This window comes from Pleionea litopenaei (genome assembly GCF_031198435.1).
GTDB classification, from domain to species: domain Bacteria; phylum Pseudomonadota; class Gammaproteobacteria; order Enterobacterales; family Kangiellaceae; genus Pleionea; species Pleionea litopenaei.
In genome coordinates, this window is sequence record NZ_CP133548.1 from 3,987,401 (window position 1) to 4,002,227 (window position 14,827).

The 14,827-nt window shown below is 42.7% G+C and carries 13 protein-coding genes and 2 tRNA genes; 6 read left to right on the forward strand and 9 right to left on the reverse strand.

Going from position 1 to position 14,827, the window contains the following annotated elements:
* Positions 1 to 87: 87 nt before the first annotated feature.
* Complete coding sequence (locus tag Q9312_RS17755) at positions 88 to 1,800, reverse strand: vWA domain-containing protein (RefSeq protein ID WP_309202196.1); 1,713 nt, start codon at positions 1,798 to 1,800, stop codon at positions 88 to 90.
* A 255-nt stretch (positions 1,801 to 2,055) separates the two neighbouring features.
* On the opposite strand from Q9312_RS17755, the gene Q9312_RS17760 reads away from it, so the two are divergent.
* From Q9312_RS17760 to Q9312_RS17770, 3 genes are all read left to right on the forward strand, one after another.
* On the forward strand, positions 2,056 to 4,410 hold the full coding sequence (locus Q9312_RS17760; RefSeq protein ID WP_309202197.1) for a tetratricopeptide repeat protein: 2,355 nt from the start codon (positions 2,056 to 2,058) through the stop codon (positions 4,408 to 4,410).
* Between the two features lie 33 nt (positions 4,411 to 4,443).
* Positions 4,444 to 4,854, forward strand: a complete 411-nt coding sequence (locus Q9312_RS17765) for a hypothetical protein (protein ID WP_309202198.1) — start codon at positions 4,444 to 4,446, stop codon at positions 4,852 to 4,854.
* A 455-nt stretch (positions 4,855 to 5,309) separates the two neighbouring features.
* On the forward strand, positions 5,310 to 6,503 hold the full coding sequence (locus Q9312_RS17770) for a hypothetical protein (RefSeq protein ID WP_309202199.1): 1,194 nt from the start codon (positions 5,310 to 5,312) through the stop codon (positions 6,501 to 6,503).
* Between the two features lie 523 nt (positions 6,504 to 7,026).
* Here Q9312_RS17770 and Q9312_RS17775 read toward each other — a convergent pair.
* A tRNA-Met gene (locus Q9312_RS17775) sits at positions 7,027 to 7,103 on the reverse strand.
* Between the two features lie 166 nt (positions 7,104 to 7,269).
* Between Q9312_RS17775 and Q9312_RS17780 the strand changes: the two genes are divergently transcribed.
* The 3 genes from Q9312_RS17780 (at position 7,270) to Q9312_RS17790 (ending at position 9,825) form a co-directional block, all read left to right on the forward strand.
* The gene (locus Q9312_RS17780; protein ID WP_309202200.1) at positions 7,270 to 7,932 is read left to right on the forward strand and encodes a peroxiredoxin-like family protein; all 663 of its coding nucleotides are present in this window, start codon (positions 7,270 to 7,272) and stop codon (positions 7,930 to 7,932) included.
* Positions 7,933 to 8,044: 112 nt separating this feature from the next.
* On the forward strand, positions 8,045 to 8,560 hold the full coding sequence (locus Q9312_RS17785) for a hypothetical protein (protein WP_309202201.1): 516 nt from the start codon (positions 8,045 to 8,047) through the stop codon (positions 8,558 to 8,560).
* Positions 8,561 to 8,649: 89 nt separating this feature from the next.
* The gene (locus Q9312_RS17790; RefSeq protein WP_309202202.1) at positions 8,650 to 9,825 is read left to right on the forward strand and encodes a tetratricopeptide repeat protein; all 1,176 of its coding nucleotides are present in this window, start codon (positions 8,650 to 8,652) and stop codon (positions 9,823 to 9,825) included.
* An 86-nt stretch (positions 9,826 to 9,911) separates the two neighbouring features.
* On the opposite strand, the gene Q9312_RS17795 is transcribed toward Q9312_RS17790, so the two are convergent.
* The 7 genes from Q9312_RS17795 to Q9312_RS17825 all read right to left on the reverse strand — a co-directional run bounded on the left by Q9312_RS17795 (position 9,912) and on the right by Q9312_RS17825 (position 14,801).
* Positions 9,912 to 10,265 carry a hypothetical protein gene (locus tag Q9312_RS17795; protein WP_309202203.1) on the reverse strand — a complete coding sequence of 118 codons (354 nt, stop codon included), beginning with the start codon at positions 10,263 to 10,265 and terminating at the stop codon, positions 9,912 to 9,914.
* A gap of 27 nt (positions 10,266 to 10,292) precedes the next feature.
* Positions 10,293 to 10,523 (reverse strand): hypothetical protein, encoded by a 231-nt coding sequence (locus tag Q9312_RS17800; protein WP_309202204.1) that lies wholly within the window; start codon positions 10,521 to 10,523, stop codon positions 10,293 to 10,295.
* 157 nt (positions 10,524 to 10,680) lie between these two features.
* Positions 10,681 to 11,772, reverse strand: a complete 1,092-nt coding sequence (gene ychF / locus Q9312_RS17805) for a redox-regulated ATPase YchF (RefSeq protein ID WP_309202205.1) — start codon at positions 11,770 to 11,772, stop codon at positions 10,681 to 10,683.
* A 55-nt stretch (positions 11,773 to 11,827) separates the two neighbouring features.
* Entirely contained in the window at positions 11,828 to 12,424 is a 597-nt protein-coding gene (gene pth / locus Q9312_RS17810; RefSeq protein WP_309202206.1) for an aminoacyl-tRNA hydrolase, read from the reverse strand.
* A 26-nt stretch (positions 12,425 to 12,450) separates the two neighbouring features.
* Positions 12,451 to 13,074 carry a 50S ribosomal protein L25/general stress protein Ctc gene (locus Q9312_RS17815; RefSeq protein ID WP_309202207.1) on the reverse strand — a complete coding sequence of 208 codons (624 nt, stop codon included), beginning with the start codon at positions 13,072 to 13,074 and terminating at the stop codon, positions 12,451 to 12,453.
* 244 nt (positions 13,075 to 13,318) lie between these two features.
* A complete protein-coding gene (locus Q9312_RS17820) occupies positions 13,319 to 14,266 on the reverse strand; it encodes a ribose-phosphate pyrophosphokinase (protein WP_309202208.1) in 948 nt (315 codons plus the stop codon).
* 460 nt (positions 14,267 to 14,726) lie between these two features.
* Positions 14,727 to 14,801, reverse strand: a tRNA-Gln gene (locus Q9312_RS17825).
* Positions 14,802 to 14,827: the final 26 nt, after the last annotated feature.

Here is a 14,827-nt window from a genome sequence, read left to right on the forward strand (position 1 = left end):
GAGCAACCAAAGAAACATCATCCCACCGATAATTATAAGTGGGATGAATGCCGATTTTCTGAGTTGTTTTACCATACTTTGCGTCGATTATTGCAACAAGGGTACATGATCAATGCTGATACTTGAAACCGGCGTTGAGTCTTTATAGGGGTCTATCCGATTATCGAGCAGGGCTGCTTGTTCTATCGCTTTACTCAACTGTTGAACACTGTCTTTTCGCTGATAGTTTGCTGGCAATGAAACTAACAGTTCATCGATTTTCTGATAAGAGTAGATGCGAGACCAATAGGATTGTCGTAACTTCTCGGCGAATGCTGCTGCAGCAGCAGATAAGCGTAGATCTGATGAAGCTAATAGCACATTGTTTCGAATAACTGAGTTTGGAATTGTCTTCTTCATCACTCTTACTTTGTCTTGCATTGGATATTTATAAGCAATATTCAGTTTTCCGATGTCATCATCGAGCTCTGTTAATTTGACTTCATAAAGCGCGGTCACACGATGTCCTGCACCTAACTCCCCACCATCTTTCTTACCATCGAGAAAGTCTTGTTTATTCAAATGTCGGTTCTCGTAACCCAGTAGCCGATAGTGAGTCACTTTTTCTGGATTGAACTGAACTTGAATCTTGGCGTCTTTGGCAACGGTTTGCAGATTTTGTGTCAACTTGTCGACAAATGCTTCTTGAATATCGTTATCGTTCGAAAAATAAAGGTAATTACCATTCCCTTTATTAGCGAGTTGTTCCAATAAGTAGTCGTTGTACATTTGAAGACCGACACCAACCGTTGTTAAAAAGACACCTTTTTGTTTGTAGTCTTCAATTTTTTGCAGAATCTTTTCTGGCTCAGTCGTACCAACATTGGCCATGCCATCAGAGGTTAATATGACTCGATTAATGGATTCATTATTGAACATTTGATCGGCTAATTCATAACCTAAATGGATCCCTGCTGCTGCGTTTGTACTACCTTCGGTATTCAGCTCTCGAATACTTTGATTGATGTACTGTGCATTGCGGGCTTCTGTTGGCGGAATAATCACTTTGGCATCATCGCTGTAGGTCACTAAAGCAACTTTATCATCGGCACGTAATTGTGAAACCAAAGTGATCATGGCTTTTTTGAGCATGCCTAATTTGTCGCCCGATGCCATTGAGCCGGAAACGTCTGCCACAATCACAAGATTAAGAGGCTTGCGAGCGTCTTTTTCAATCGACTGGGTTTGCACTCCTAGATGCAGAATGTGATATCCGGGACGAAAGGGCGAAGGCATGACTTCTGCAGATAAGCCGAATAGCTCATCAGACGGTTGGTATTGGTAGTCCATAGCATTGACGAACTCTTCAACACGTATCCCTTCTTTGGCCGGCATACGATGCTGGTTCAGCATATTCAATGCGAGCTTATAAGAGCCATTGTCTGCGTCCATGGAAAAGGTAGAGAACGGTTCTGCTTCAGTTAACACCGTGGGGTTAACGCCATAGGCTTTGAAGATTTGATAATTATTATTTCGTTGATAGAACTTGGGGGGAACTTCAACGCGCTCTTCTTGCGTAGTCACTTCTTCACGGGTGGTTACGGCAACTGGCGACAAATTTTTTTCGGTATCTGGTCTCGCCGTACCGCCAGATCTCTTAATTCGAGAGCCTGTTATGGTAATTTTATCAGAGTCCTGTTCGGCTCGCGGCGCAGATGGGGTTACCGTCTCTGTGGTCTCGTACTCTGTCGTAGCGCAGGCAACGATCATAAGCGTTAGTGAAGCAGCGCTAACGGTCTGTAGAATTTTTTTAGTTTTCATCTTTATCATCATCCTTCTATTTCTGAATGATCACAGTATATGAACTGCAGGATTCTGAATTGTCATGGTTTTGTCACAAGCGTATCACAGTTTTGTTAGAGCCCATCAGGGGTAACTCGATAGCCATGAATAAAATTTGGGTGTTTTTGGGAGAATAGTGGTAAAGCTACCACATTAAAAATATCGATGTGAATTAAGTACTTATGGTATGGTAAGAACTGGAACGATAGCAAACAGCTGTAAGATATTGAATTTATGGAAAAAACATCTTTTTTAGCCAGCCTTTGGGAACGTCGGGTACCACAAAGCGTAGGATTGTATATCGCCGCCACTTGGATGGCGATCGAGATCGGTGATTGGGTCATTGAGCGATTCGTCTTAGCACCAGAAATTACCTCCTATATCTTTATTGCCATGATTTCGTTTTTGCCGTCGGTGATTTTATTGGCGTATCAATACGGCAAGAAGGGCAAAGATCCTTGGCATAAATCGACCTTTATGGTGGTTCCATTGAATTTAGTGGCCGCTGCCGCCTTACCGATTGCGTTAGTGCAACCGGTCAAAGCAACGGAAGTGAAAACCGCTGTTGATGAAACGGGCAAAACACAAGAGTATGTGATTCCCAAACAGCAGTATCAGAAACGCATTCTTAACTATTTTTGGACATCGGATAATCTAGGCGATGACGATGTTTGGTTGCAATACGCTCTGCCTTGGTTATTGTCGAAAGATCTCGCGCGCAATGAGTTTTTAGCCAGTTACACGGCCTTTGAGCATGCGCATATTTATCAGATTATTCGAGAAGCGGGTTTTGAAAAGGGCATCGGTGAGCCGATGTCGTTGCAGTTAAAAACGGTTCGCAATCATTCGCGAGAGTTTTTCATTACCGGTTCGGTCAACAAGCAAGAGAACAATTATGTCATGTCGGCAACGCTTTATCGCTCGAAAGACGGCAAAGTCGAAGCGACCTTTTCAGCGCAAGGCGATAATATTTTCAATACGGTTGATGTACTTTCTGAGCAAATCAGTGCCAAGTTAGTGGGGTTTGCTGCCAGAGAAAATTTGACCGATGATTTTCCCGTTACTGAGCATGTTGTTTCGAATATCGAAGCCTTAAAGAGTGTAACCAATACGTTAGTTGAGAAACTTCAACTACCTTACATGACAGATTATGTTGAGAAACTTGAAGCGGCTTATGAATTGGATAAATCTTCAATAGAAATTCAAAAGCTGCTGTCGCACGCTTATGCGAGTGTTGGCAAGGCGAAGTTGGCCGAAAAATTTGGCGAGATGGTTAAAGAGCAATCATATAAATTAACGCGAGAAGAACGGTTTTTTATTCAAGGTTATCTCTATGGTTTAAAAGGCGATTATGAATCGCATTTAAAAGTACTGAAACTCTGGGTCGAGCTGTACCCTAATTCAGCTGATGCTCACAGCACTTTGGCTCAATACCTTCAAGCTTATGCTGGTGATCTAGAGTTAGCGGAACAAAGTTTATTGAAAGTTATTTCTTTGCTGCCTAATGATTTGGGGGCGTTCTTCCGACTGTCTAAACTGTACGAGAGCATGGGCGATCTCGACAAAGCCATTGTGAACATGCAAAAGGCTATCGACCTTAGTGACGATGATGTTAACGGCAATCTCTACCTTGCTCTGCTGTATGAGCAAAAAGGTGATTTCGCGAAGGCCAACGATATTTATGAGAAAGTCTCGATAATTGATCCTAGCAATAAATCGGTGGTTTACTTTATTGCCCTGAACAATTACAAGTTGGGTCACTTTGCTAAAGCGAAATCGAGTCTCTCTCGATTACTTGAAAAAGAGGAGGTTCCAGTTAGTCAGAGAGCCTCATTGGTGAGCGTATTGAATGAAATTGATGTAACGCTTGGAAAAATTAAAACCGCTCGTCAACGGATTCTTGATCTAGAAAGTCTGCTGTCGAATATTCCTGCATCGAGAAAAATGAGGGTTACCACCATCCCGAATATTGAGCTGTTAGGAAAGCTTGGAGAGACGGCTCTGCAAATGGTAGAGATTGAACGTTCCGTCAAAGAGATTGAAGCGCCTTACAGTTATTCGGTTGAGTACTTAATGCTTGAAGTTTATAAAGCACAGAACAACGTTGAAGGTGTTAAGCAATTCATTAATAAGTTCGAATCGTTGAATGAGCAAGATGACGAACAACACTCGTCGCAAAACTTTGTGAGTTATATTCTTGATTACGCTTATTTGACTCTTTATGAATTAACCAATGACTACTCGAAGGCAAAAGAGAAGGCTTATGTTATCGCCGAAAGAGCAAAGAAAGTTTCAGGCGGCCTTATGGCGCGGTTTTCTTATCTCGGTTGGAAGGTTAAGTTAGCAGAACTCTATCGCTATACTGAGCAGTATCATGAAAGTGAAATGTTGCTGCTAGAAGTGTTAAAAGAATTCCCGGCTTCAGTACTCGCCAAGAAAGCGTTGGTCGAGTTGTACATTAAAACCGATCGCATTGATGAAGCTCGAAAACTTGATGCGGATATTATGAACACCTGGTCAGAAGCCGATGCTGAGTATGTGAAGTATCAAGAGTATTTGAAGGTGAGGAGTTCCCTGGAGTTGGGGTGAGACGATATTAGGTATTTTATATAGTGAAGAATTATGTATCCTTTTAACCTAAGTATTACAAATAATGTTGGTTTGTATAAGTTGAAGGACGGTCGATATCAAACGACTAAGCGAGGTCAAGTCGATCCGATTATGGTTGGATATGAATACGTGCTTGTCCAAAAGGAAATTGCTGACTATTTTGAGTCCCTTAATATCGAGCGAGTATCTTTTGTACCTACAATCATTTGGGACAGACCTAATGACAAGGAATATAGTGATTATGTCAGACTTGATGTCAATCATCATTTTACTGAAGATGATATAAATGATTTAGACTTAGATGGAAAGCAATTCTTGTTAATGAATAAAGAATATTTATTTGTTTCGCCAGAACTTAAAGTTGAATTAGAAAGCTCGAGATACGGCTTTCGCTTTACAGAAGGTCTCTCATTCTTTGGTTGATTAATTTATATTGTCTAGAAAAAGCATTTCACAAATAGACTTACCTCCATTCAGGCATAAAGAAGCTAGCGGTTACTAATGCGCTAACGAAAGGGCAGATTGTATCAAAGACGTCCTAAGCGTTTTTGACCCTACGTGCTTCGTTGCGGTGCTGCTTGTAGCGAATTGCTGGCGCAATTGTCTGAAGGTTGAAGGTTAAGAGGTAAAATATTAATTCTACAGGTTCACAATGGATTGTCCATAAATTAGACTAGGTTCGTATTCCTTATTTTTATATTTGATATAGCTGCTTAAAATTATAACTTGAAGAGAGTGCAAAACTTACTCGGATTTATTAATACAAATTGCGAAGCTAAGATAAAGGACGACTAATGACAGAAAGGATGCAATGTAAAACGGTAGATTGTACTGGACAAATTCTACCCTCCACAGCGGAAAGAACTGGTGGATACTGCATGCCTTGTATTCAGAAGAAAGAACGGGCTGAACGACAAAAGTATATTGAGGAAAATAGGAGAGATATAGACCCTTTTGATGGAGTAACGGATCCAGTTGAAATAATTCTTCTCCATCACGTAAGGCGTTCTCCAGAACCACTAGTAAAGTATTTGCCATTTAAAGGTGAACTTGAGGAAGTTTACAAAACTTTATCTGAATTTGATGAAGCTAGATTAATTGATTTTTCTATAAAAAAAGCAGAAAAAGGTGAACTTGAATATATTGAGAACATATGCCTTGAATTAACAGCTTTTAGAGAACCAAATTTTTCTAAGCTGCACAAGTATATGTTAAGAGAAAAAATTTATTACCCTTCAATGCTATTTAGGAATGCAAGTAAAGAAGTTGGCAAAGAGTTAATCTTAAGACTTGGGTTAGAGCCTGACAATATTAATCTCTTATTATTGTCTTTAGCTTGGATTGAGAATGATGATGTTTTGAAAGAGTTTGCATCTTGGAAAATCAAATTACCTGATTGGTCGACTCAGCTTTATATCCATCCTTCAGATTACTCTAAGGAAGCGGGTTGGATTACATCCGCTAATGAAGAAAAACAAACGCTATATTTTGACAAATGCTTACCGATTTTATCAAATAAGCCAAATGAGTCAGTTAAAAATATTGGTAGCTTAACTGAGTCAGATTCTAGATGTGAATGGTGTGGTCAGCGCTTAACGAATTTACTAGAAATTGATATTTCAAATAACGTTTTCGACTTTTTAGGCTTTAAAGGAAGTAAAGTCAAGCTAGCGACTTGTGAAGTTTGTTCGTGCTACTCGAATGGATTATTTATTGACTTTGATACAAGTGGAAACGTTGCTTGGTCTAGATATAATAAAAAGCCAGAATATTTACCAGATGATTCTGATGAGCGGGAACGTCTTCCAAAAAAATGTTTAGAGGTGTCATCCTCTTTTAGAAGCCCTTATTATGCAGCGAACGAATTTTTACCGACTACATTTTCTCAGATTGGTGGGATGCCAGCATGGATTCAAGACTTTGTCTATCCTGACTGTCCAGAGTGTACTGGCACAATGAAATTCATTGCTCAAATATCTAATGACGAGATCGAAAAGTATCGTGAAGGGATGTACTACGTTCATATTTGTTCTTCATGTATGATTGCGTCAACAAGCTATCAGCAAACATAGTGCATTCAATATGCAGTAATGATTAATTATTGTGAGCGAAGAGTTCGTATAGGGGCAGATTGTATCAAAAACGGCTTATGCGTTTTTGACCCTACGGGCTTCGCAGCGTTGCTGCTCGTAGCGAATTGCTGGCGCAATTGGTGAACTGTTGGGCTGGTGAACGTATCTTTTACTGCCAGATACAAAAAAGCCCTCATAAGGAAGGGGGCAGATTGTATCAAAAACGGCCTAAGCGTTTTTGACCCTGCGGGCTTCGCAGCGTTGCTGCTCGTAGCGAATTGCTGGCGCAATTGGTGAACTGTTGGGCTGGTGAACGTATCTTTTGCGGCCAGATAAAATATGACTTCATAAGGAAGGGGCAGATTGTATCAAAAACGGCCTAAGCGTTTTTGACCCTTGCGGGCTTCGCAGCGGTGCTGCTCGTAGCGAATTGCTGGCGCAATTGGTGAACTGTTGGGCTGGCGAACATATCTTTTGCGGCCAGATACAAAAAAGCCCTCATAAAGAGGGCTTTTGTTGAATCTGGTAGCAAGGGGCAGATTTGAACTGCCGACCCCATCATTATGAGTGATGTGCTCTAACCAACTGAGCTACCTTGCCATTTCTTAGATCATCGGTCGATGTCGTAAGAGGCGCGTATTTTGCTGATTTAGGGCGGCTCTGTCAAGGCCTTTGAGGCCATGAAATGCGAGAAAATCGAATCTGTGTAACCTTTTGCCCTTAAGCCCGTCTATGCTGTACCTAAAACCACGGAGAAAATTACCTCATGAAGAATAACCCGTTGATTTTTATCGCATTCATGGCCTTGGCCTTGGGTGTGTCTTGCTCTAAGGCGGATTCACGCAGTGAAATTGCTGACAGTGCCGATCTGGTGCATCCGCTGTTGATTGGCCAGTCAGTTCCTGATGTTCCATTTTGGACGGCGGAAGGCAAACCGGTAACCCTTGGTAAGTTAGCAAAGCAGAAGCCGATTGTGCTGGTGTTTTATCGTGGTGGATGGTGTCCCTTTTGCAATCACCAGCTCGCGGAATTGCAGACCATTGAGAAAGATCTGACCAAAATGGGCTATCAAATATTGGCAGTCAGCCCTGAGTTACCCGATAAGTTGGCCAGTATGAAAGCTGATCGAGCGTTAAACTACACCCTATTGTCGGACTTTCAAATTGAGGGTGCTCGTGCTTTTGGGGTGGCCTTTCGGGTAGAAAACGCCATATCAAGCTTGATAAAAACCCGCTATGGCAGTGAATTGCAGCGGTTTAAAGGTGAGTCGAAAGCCAATTTACCAGTACCTGCGGTGTTCATCATCGACCAAGAAGGAGTGATTCAATTTTCGTATGTGAACCCAAACTATCAGGTTCGATTGCATCCTGAATTGCTGGTCGCGGCGGCAAAAGTCGCTCTAAAAGATGAAAATGTACGCCTAAAGTAATGATTCTCGCCTAATTTCGCCGCTCCTCCGATGAGCGGCGTTTTATCGCTTGGCTTTCTTGCCGCCATTCACTAAACTCGATTGTTTGTTGTAGTGATAAGGAATAATAAGAATGTCAGAGCAAATGTATGAAAGCCCGCAAGCCGATTTAAACACCCAAAACCCGAATGCTGCGATCAAGTTTAAGCGTACAGCCTCGACGGTATGGGGAATAATCTATATGGTACTCGCTGTCATAGGCTTTTTAGCGACCTTAGGTGGTTTGGCGGCGGCCATGAGTATCGGTGATGGCATGGTGCCTCATCTGTCAAAAGACCTTATGATTTTAGATACCTTTTTAGCCATGGGCGGCAAAGTATTTCTATTTCTATTCAGTTTAGCGTTGTTACTTCGTGCATCTTGGGTGAAGACCATCGGTATTATTGGCCTGGTTTACAGTTTGATCGATACAACGTTTAAGGCGGTGGCGATTATTCCTAAGCAAGCGGAAACGGCGATTAACGACGCTGCAGCAATGGGAACCTACGTTGGCTTTTATGTTTTGGCGGTCGTATCTGCCATGATGTACATCGGCTATTTGATTTACTTAAAAAGTGATGACTCTAAGCGCGAATTTAATCTGAAGTAATCAGGTTTTCAGAGCATTAATATTCAACATTCGATGATGCAAACATTAAGACGTGTTTGCATCACAAACTTTAGCAAAAGGAAAAGACCATGCGTTTGCTTAAACATTGCTCTCAGTTGAGTGTGTTACTTGGTGTTTGTTTTATGGTGGCGGCGCTACCAGCACGCTCAGACTCATTTGAGACCTATCAGAAAAACCCAACGCTTGAAAATGCTGCAGAAGTATTTGTGGAAGGCATGAACACCCGTGATATTCCAACGTTGAATAAAATTGTTGATGTTGACGGATTGCTAGATCGAGCATTGAATGGTCTTGGTGATGACCAAACCATGCGAGACGTAAAGCGCGGAGCCAAGCAGGGCATTGAAGCGAATATGTACAACAACTGGTTTCGAGTGTTGAATGAAACCGATGGTGTTGTCGACTTTCGTCGCTTGATCAATGTTGACGGCCAAAAGCGTGCATTGGTGTTAATGGATATGGGCGAGAGTGGTATGAACTTCCTCGAACTCATCGTTAATCCTAAAACTCGTAAAGTGGAAGATATCTACGTTCACACCACCGGAGAAACCCTATCGCAATCGATGACCAAAGTCTTCGGTATGATGATGCCGAATAGCTCAAACTTTTTAAAGCGCATTCTTGATCGCAGAGACATTGATAATGCGATTGTGAACTCATTTCGTGACATCAATAATTACAATCGACAAGGTCAATACGATAAAAGTTACCGAAAATTAAAAACACTTCCACAAGATGTGCAAGACACTCGGGTCATTTCATTAATGAAAGTTTTTATGGCACAAAGCCTAAGTGATGAGGTTTATCGAAAAGAACTCGATCAGCTAGATAAACTGCATGGCAAAGATCCGGAGATGTTTTTTATTTTGATGGACCATTATTTCTTTACCGAACAATATGAACGTGGCATTTCAGGTTTGAAAATGTTGAACAAGCGATTTGGTGAAGACGGAGCCATCGAGAATTTAATTTCAGTGTATCAATTCTTAAAAAAGGATTACACACAAGCACTTAAGCACATAGATAAAGCCATTGCTATGGAGCCAGAGAAACTTGATCATTATTGGTTTAAAGCCGATGTGTTAAACGGTAAAGGTGACTTCAAAGGAACCTTAGCCACCTTCGATAAAATTGAAAGCATGGCCGATATTTATGTCGATCCAAGCGAACTTCGTAAACTTGAAGGTTACGAAGCTTTTGTGGCCTCTGACGAATTTAAACGCTGGGCAGCGAAGCGCGAGTAAATGAAAAGCCAATAGCCAATTTAAAAAGCCGACACTTTGTCGGCTCTTTTATGGAAGGCTAAAGATATTCAAGTGTCTCGATGGCGTTAAAAGTCATCGCAAGAGCTTACTTCAATAATAGAGTCGATGCCTTTTGACTTGTAGCAATCTTGCAGTAGTGAGCAGTAACATACTTCCACTGAAAGCTTCCACCGTTCTCGATTAATTTGATCCCATAGGTTAGCGTTTAATGCATGGCGATTTAACGTCAAGGCATCCACCAATTCATTCGCGGGTAATATTATATGATTGGTGCTCGCGGTGATAATGGCGTATTCAACCGAATCATTGAACGCTCCCTCTTTAACGCGCTGATTCATTTCTTGAAACCCTGAGGTACAACAAGCCAGTAAAAAGTCGTATAGGCTATGGTAGGATTGATCGAGGTAGTGGTACTTCATGCGTTTAACTAATGCTGGCCCAACACCTTAGTTTTTTACCACCAACTTAAGCTGCTGCTGATTACGTTCTGAATCGTAGTTGCTCGAAGTAAATTGAATCAGTGGGTAGATCATTGCTTTCGCTTGCGCCGCTTCTGATTGTGCTTGAAAGTAAGTGGCAATAAAAGAAGCCAGTGAGATGCCAATGGCACAGACCGCAATAATAAAGTTGAGTCGGCGTGAAGGCGTAAAGTTATGATCGGTACCGTGACTGTCCATAGATTCTGGGCTCTTGAATATTGATGGATTTTAGTTCTAGATTGACTTGATAGATTATCAATATAACCGATAAGTTATTCGCCGACATAAAAAAAAGCGCATGAAGCGCTTTTTTTATGGAACTATTTTTTTATGGGACTATTTTGAACCTGCAAGCTTACACATTAAAGCGGAAGTGAATGACATCGCCATCTTTAACGATGTAGTCTTTTCCTTCTAGACGCCATTTACCGGCATCTTTAGCGCCTTGCTCGCCGCCTAATTCAACGTAGTCGTTATAAGCGATAACTTCTGCTCGAATGAAACCTTTTTCAAAGTCAGTGTGAATCACGCCGGCTGCATTGGGAGCGGTCGCGCCTACGCGAACAGTCCATGCGCGTACTTCTTTAACGCCAGCAGTGAAGTAAGTATGCAGATTTAAGAGGGCATAACCTGCTCGAATCACACGATTTAGGCCAGGTTCTTCGAGTCCCATTTCTTGTAAGAACTCGACTTTCTCTTCGTCTTCAAGGCTCGCAATTTCTGATTCCATTGCCGCACAAACTGGAACAACTTCTGCGTTCTCAGCGGCTGCAAATTCGCGGACCTTATCTAATTGAGGATTGTTTTCAAAGCCATCTTCATTAACGTTGGCAATGTACATGGTTGGCTTTGAAGTGATTAAGTGCAATTGGCGAACGATTTTCCATTCGTCGTCGTCAAACTCAATCGAGCGAACGGCTTTGCCTTCATCGACAACCGGTTTAATTTTTTCAAGAACCACAAGGCGTGCTTTGGCATCTTTGTCGCCGCCTTTAGCCAGCTTCTGCGCGCGGAGCATCGCCTTTTCAACGCTTTCTAAATCAGCGAGGGCGAGCTCGGTATTGATAACTTCAATATCGGCAATGGGATCGATTTTGCCAGCGACGTGAACGATGTCGTCGTTTTCAAAGCAACGAACCACGTGCGCAATGGCGTCAGTTTCTCGAATGTTCGCCAAGAATTTGTTACCTAAGCCTTCACCTTTTGAAGCGCCGGCAACAAGTCCTGCGATATCAACGAATTCCATTGTGGTTGGCAGAATTTTCTGCGGCTTCACAATGTCTGCTAATTTATCTAAACGCGGATCCGGTACTCCAACGACCCCTGTGTTTGGATCGATGGTGCAGAAAGGATAATTTTGTGCGTCGATACCAGCATCGGTCAGCGCATTAAACAGCGTCGATTTACCGACGTTTGGTAAGCCAACAATTCCGCAATTAAAACCCATGATAAGTTACCTTATGTCTCGCTTCTTAAATGGGCAGAAGCTATTTAGTCAATGATCAGTTCGACTGACCGATTTTTAAACTGTGCAAGTATTGCATCGCTTTGTCAAAGCGACCGCTGATGATATCGTCGATGCTTCGAACGGCTTCATAAACCGCATCATCAATTCGCTCACGCTCGGTATTGGATGGTTTTCCTAATACGAATCCGGTGACTTTGCTTTTATCTCCCGGATGACCAATACCCACGCGTAAGCGATAGAAATCTCGTTGATTAGCCATCTGACTGATAATGTCTCTCAGGCCATTGTGACCACCATGTCCGCCGCCTTTCTTAAGACGAATTTCACCGGGTTTAATATCGAGCTCATCGTGCGCAACTAAAATTTCGTCGACATCAATTTTAAAAAAGTTAGCAACAGACGCGACAGATTTACCGCTTAAATTCATAAACGTAGTAGGAATAAGTAATCTGACGTCGTGTTGATTGATCAGCCCACGACCGAGTAAGCCGAAGTGCTTAGTATCGTCGTTTAGAGGTATGTTGAAGCTTCGAGCGAGCTGCTCGACAAACCAGGCGCCAGCATTGTGGCGAGTATCTTGATATTGTGGGCCTGGATTAGCCAAGCCCACAATGAGTTTGATCGTTGACACTTTATTAACCTAAGTGCCGCAGCGAATTATTCTTCGCCGCCTTCTTCTTCAGACTCATCGGCTGCATCTGCAGCGCCACGACGAGTAACGGTAACTACCGCGTGATCGTGATCGTCGCCTTGAAGCAAGTCAGCGATTTGAACGCCTTTTGCTAATTTGATGTCTGATAAGTGAATAACGTCATTTACGTCTAGTGCTGCAACATCAACTTCGATGAACTCAGGAAGATCTTTAGCTGCACAAACAACTTCGATGGTGTTCATTTGATGTTGGATCATGCCGCCAGCTTTAACACCAACACAAGATTCTTCGTTGATGAAGTGAACAGGCACTTGCATGTGGATAATGGCTTTGTCAGAAACGCGTTGGAAATCCATGTGCGTAACTTTAGGCTTGAACGGGTGACGTTGCATGTCTTTCAAAATCGCTTTTTGCTTTTTGCCATCGATGACTAACGTCAAGATGTGCGAGTAGAAAGCTTCGTGCTCAACGTGTTGTAAAACTTCGTTGTGCTCAAGAACCAAAGGTTGTGGCTCTTGCTCGCCGCCGTAGATGATGGCTGGTACTTTGTCTGCTTCACGACGTAGGCGGCGGCTCGCACCTTTCCCCATGTCTGAACGCAGCTCTGCATTCAATACAAATAAATCCATGGTATTTCTCCAAGTGATAGTTCTATAAACGCCGACTTCCGCGACCAAAAGTCGGATGGACCCTCATTAAAGGGCGGCAAATTATACAGTTTTGGGGGTAGCAGGTAAACCGCTTTATTGGCTTTTAGCCGCGAGATTGACGGCTATTGAGGCTGTTCGCGTATTCATGGCCATCAACTTCAATAAAAAAGGAGCCAAAAGGCTCCTTTTCAAGGTTTCTCTAAGAGCTCTTACTTAAAGAGTCTTATTCTAAAAACATGGTTGATAGCGACTCTTCTTCGTTCACTCGACGAATCGCTTCGGCCAAAAGGTTTGACATGGTTAATTGGTCAATGCGATCGCAGGCTAATGCTTCTTCACTTAGTGGAATCGTGTCAGTCACAACCAGCTTATCAAGTGCTGAGGCATTGATGTTGTCAATGGCTTTGCCAGACAACACAGGATGAGTACAGTAAGCCACCACCGATTTGGCTCCGTGTTGCTTCAGAGCTCCGGCAGCCAGACAAAGGGTACCAGCTGTGTCGACCATATCATCGACAATGATACAGTCACGACCTGCAACGTCACCAATGATATGCATGACTTCTGACTGGTTGGCTTTCGGCCGACGTTTATCGATAATCGCTAAGTCTGAATCGTTTAAGCGCTTAGCAACCGCACGCGCTCGAACCACACCACCAACGTCTGGTGATACAACCATCATATTTTCAGTGTGTTGACGCAAGATATGCTCAAGTAAAACGGGTGTCGCATAAACGTTATCAACTGGGATATCAAAAAATCCTTGGATCTGATCGGCGTGCAAATCGACGGTCAAAACACGATTGATGCCGACGATGGCCATCATATCGGCAACCACTTTGGCAGAAATGGGTACACGCGCAGAGCGTACACGACGATCTTGTCGAGCGTAACCGAAATAGGGGACAACCGCAGTGATTCGGCCAGCTGAAGCGCGACGTAATGCGTCGGCCATGACCACGACTTCCATTAGGCTGTCGTTGGTTGGTTGGCAAGTCGATTGAATGATGAACACGTCTTTACCGCGAACATTTTCCAAGATTTCGACATTAACTTCGCCATCGCTGAATCGGCCAACAGTGGCTTCTCCTAATTCGATGTCTAAGTTCTTGGCAATTTTTTCGGCGAGTTCTGGTGTGGCGTTACCACGAAAAAGCATCATGTCGGACATGGAAGGGTACCCAATTGTTCAGTCATTTGTGAGAAGGACGAGTTAAGGGCGAATTTTAGCTCGAAATCGCAACTTTGAAAACCGGAGGAACAGAAATCCTTTATTTTTGTGTTAGTAATTTGTCTGATCAGCGACATTTAGATGCCGTTTCTGAATCATCGTCAGGGAGTTAAGGGATTTTGGCGCTTTTGGGGAGCTCGATTCTAGCAAGGATTTCATCGGGCGAAACAATACATAAGCGCCGAATCAGCGCGTACAACCAATACCAATCTTGTATTAAGAGTAACAAGGTTAACTTTGCTGAGCCGAGCAAACCGTCAGAAATCGATGATTGAAACCGATTCAATGGATTAAAGCTTAAGCGCCGAGAACAGATAGTAAATGCCGAGAAATAGTAATGACCGGTAAACAGTAATGGCCGAGAAACAGTAAGATTGAGAATAAAATAGAAAGAAGAAGATGGCAGGGGTAGCTGGATTCGAACCAACGAATGACGGGATCAAAACCCGTTGCCTTACCGCTTGGCGATACCCCTGTATTGGGTGAATAACCTAAGTTATT

Excerpts from the sequence above, each read along its gene's own strand:
- Q9312_RS17795 (WP_309202203.1), bottom strand. The coding sequence starts at position 10,265 with ATGAAGTACCACTACCTCGATCAATCCTACCATAGCCTATACGACTTT.
- Q9312_RS17800 (WP_309202204.1), bottom strand. The coding sequence starts at position 10,523 with ATGGACAGTCACGGTACCGATCATAACTTTACGCCTTCACGCCGACTC.
- Q9312_RS17815 (WP_309202207.1), bottom strand. The coding sequence starts at position 13,074 with ATGGATTTATTTGTATTGAATGCAGAGCTGCGTTCAGACATGGGGAAA.
- Q9312_RS17820 (WP_309202208.1), bottom strand. The coding sequence starts at position 14,266 with ATGTCCGACATGATGCTTTTTCGTGGTAACGCCACACCAGAACTCGCC.
- Q9312_RS17765 (WP_309202198.1), top strand. The coding sequence starts at position 4,444 with ATGTATCCTTTTAACCTAAGTATTACAAATAATGTTGGTTTGTATAAG.
- Q9312_RS17780 (WP_309202200.1), top strand. The coding sequence starts at position 7,270 with ATGAAGAATAACCCGTTGATTTTTATCGCATTCATGGCCTTGGCCTTG.
- Q9312_RS17760 (WP_309202197.1), top strand. The coding sequence starts at position 2,056 with ATGGAAAAAACATCTTTTTTAGCCAGCCTTTGGGAACGTCGGGTACCA.
- Q9312_RS17790 (WP_309202202.1), top strand. The coding sequence starts at position 8,650 with ATGCGTTTGCTTAAACATTGCTCTCAGTTGAGTGTGTTACTTGGTGTT.
- ychF (WP_309202205.1), bottom strand. The coding sequence starts at position 11,772 with ATGGGTTTTAATTGCGGAATTGTTGGCTTACCAAACGTCGGTAAATCG.
- Q9312_RS17770 (WP_309202199.1), top strand. The coding sequence starts at position 5,310 with ATGCCTTGTATTCAGAAGAAAGAACGGGCTGAACGACAAAAGTATATT.
- Q9312_RS17785 (WP_309202201.1), top strand. The coding sequence starts at position 8,045 with ATGTCAGAGCAAATGTATGAAAGCCCGCAAGCCGATTTAAACACCCAA.
- Q9312_RS17755 (WP_309202196.1), bottom strand. The coding sequence starts at position 1,800 with ATGAAAACTAAAAAAATTCTACAGACCGTTAGCGCTGCTTCACTAACG.